This is a genomic window from Streptococcus sp. ELY_125, from assembly GCF_058314535.1.
Window position 1 is genome coordinate 1 of record NZ_JBZFUM010000044.1, and the last position, 1588, is coordinate 1588.

Annotated in this window: 1 protein-coding gene; it reads left to right on the forward strand. The window is 36.1% G+C overall.

Translation table 11 applies throughout. The features are described from left to right. Positions 1-925 precede the first annotated feature (925 nt). Positions 926-1300 (forward strand): DUF956 family protein, encoded by a 375-nt coding sequence (locus AC4HAL_RS10975; protein ID WP_491094184.1) that lies wholly within the window; start codon positions 926-928, stop codon positions 1298-1300. Positions 1301-1588 lie beyond the last annotated feature (288 nt).

Sequence of the window (1588 nt, forward strand, 5' to 3'; positions counted from 1 at the left end):
GGAAGGCCTTTTTATTTTGACCAAATTCAAGTAAATACCTTAGTTATTGTCACCTCAGGCCATATTTTTCTAGAGAATTTTTAAAAAAAGACAAACTCCCAAAAAGAAGTTTGTCTTCGGTCTGAGAGAGCTTTGGCTCTCTTTTTCTTATGGAATAATAGAAAAATGTATAAACTAAGTATTATGGCATAGTCAGTTAATCAAAAATTGAACAAGTAAAAACTGACCTTCTATTTCAGTATCTTATTGTTATTAAAGCCTTGGAGTCTATTCAAAAGCATGGGGACTAGATAGGTTGGAGCTTGTGTTCAACTTTTTTAAGAGCTTATCAAAATAGAATTTTTCGTCTCGCTTAACTTTTGGCTTCTGTAATTACTGTAATGGGTGAGAGCCCTACCAGAAGTTATAGAGCCTCTCAGAACACCATTAGGCAAGCCTAATAAAAGTAGTTTAATACAATAAAGTTTATACCTTAATTATCAATAAGCAACAAAATTTGCAATGCCTGAAATCCAACTATTAACAATAACATCAGTCAAGTCTTGCGCGGAAGTCTTAGTGACTTAGGAAAGTACTTCTGCGTCTATTGTTGAAAATTAATTAAGTGTCTCTTTTGTCACAATAATAATCTCGTTTTTCTTTTTATTTTTATCAGCTTTATGAGCTAACGGTGGCTATTATAAATCCTTACTTACCATTTGTTAAGTTAAAACTGGCTTAAAAATAGAAGTTTAACCTATACGCCAATCTAAGAAATAAACCCAAAAAATTACGAACCATTATAAAGGATGCCACTATTGGACTAAAAGACAGTCGGGCTTCAGCTATCCGATTAGTTTAAGCCCTATATAAAAAGCTCTAGACCATACATGGCGTAAGTCCTCCTTTTTTGGTATAATATAGAAAAATTCTTAAGGTAGAAAAGATGGCACAATCACTTAATACAAAGGTCGAACTAGCGACCACTGGGGTCTTCTATCTCGGCATGGGAAACAAGGTCGGCAAGTATCTTATCGGCGATAAAGCTTTAGAGTTTTACAATGATAAAAATCCCGAGGACTATATCCAGATTCCTTGGACGTCGGTCGATAAAATAGGGGCCAATGTCTCTGGTAAAAAAATTAGTCGTCACTTTCAAGTTTTTACCGAGCAGGGAAAATTCCTCTTTGCATCAAAAGATTCGGGTAAAATTCTTAAAATCGCTCGTGAACAGGTCGGTAACGACAAAATCGTCAGATTACCAACCCTCTTGCAAAAGATTGGAGCCAACCTCAAAAATCTCGTATCACGTAAGAAGTAACGGAAATAGATTTCGTTACTTTTATTTTGAACTATCAGTGATTGGATACTGCGGACTTTGCGTTCGCTTCTTGAACTGCTTGCTCATTTCCAAGCTCGTGAAAAAACACTCCACTGGAGCTGACTCGCTCTCTCATTTCCAAGCTCATGAAAAAACGCTCCACTGGAGCGTTTCAGACTGAAGACAAAGCTCTTGGAATTACATTTCTAAGAGCTTTTTGCTCTGTTTAGGAGTATACTAAAAGAAAACAGTTTGTGAGGTAAGGCCATGTTTCACAAAGAAAAGCCA

What these genes read in the sequence shown, in the direction of transcription:
- AC4HAL_RS10975 (WP_491094184.1), top strand. Translation starts at nt 926, where the DNA reads ATGGCACAATCACTTAATACAAAGGTCGAACTAGCGACCACTGGGGTC.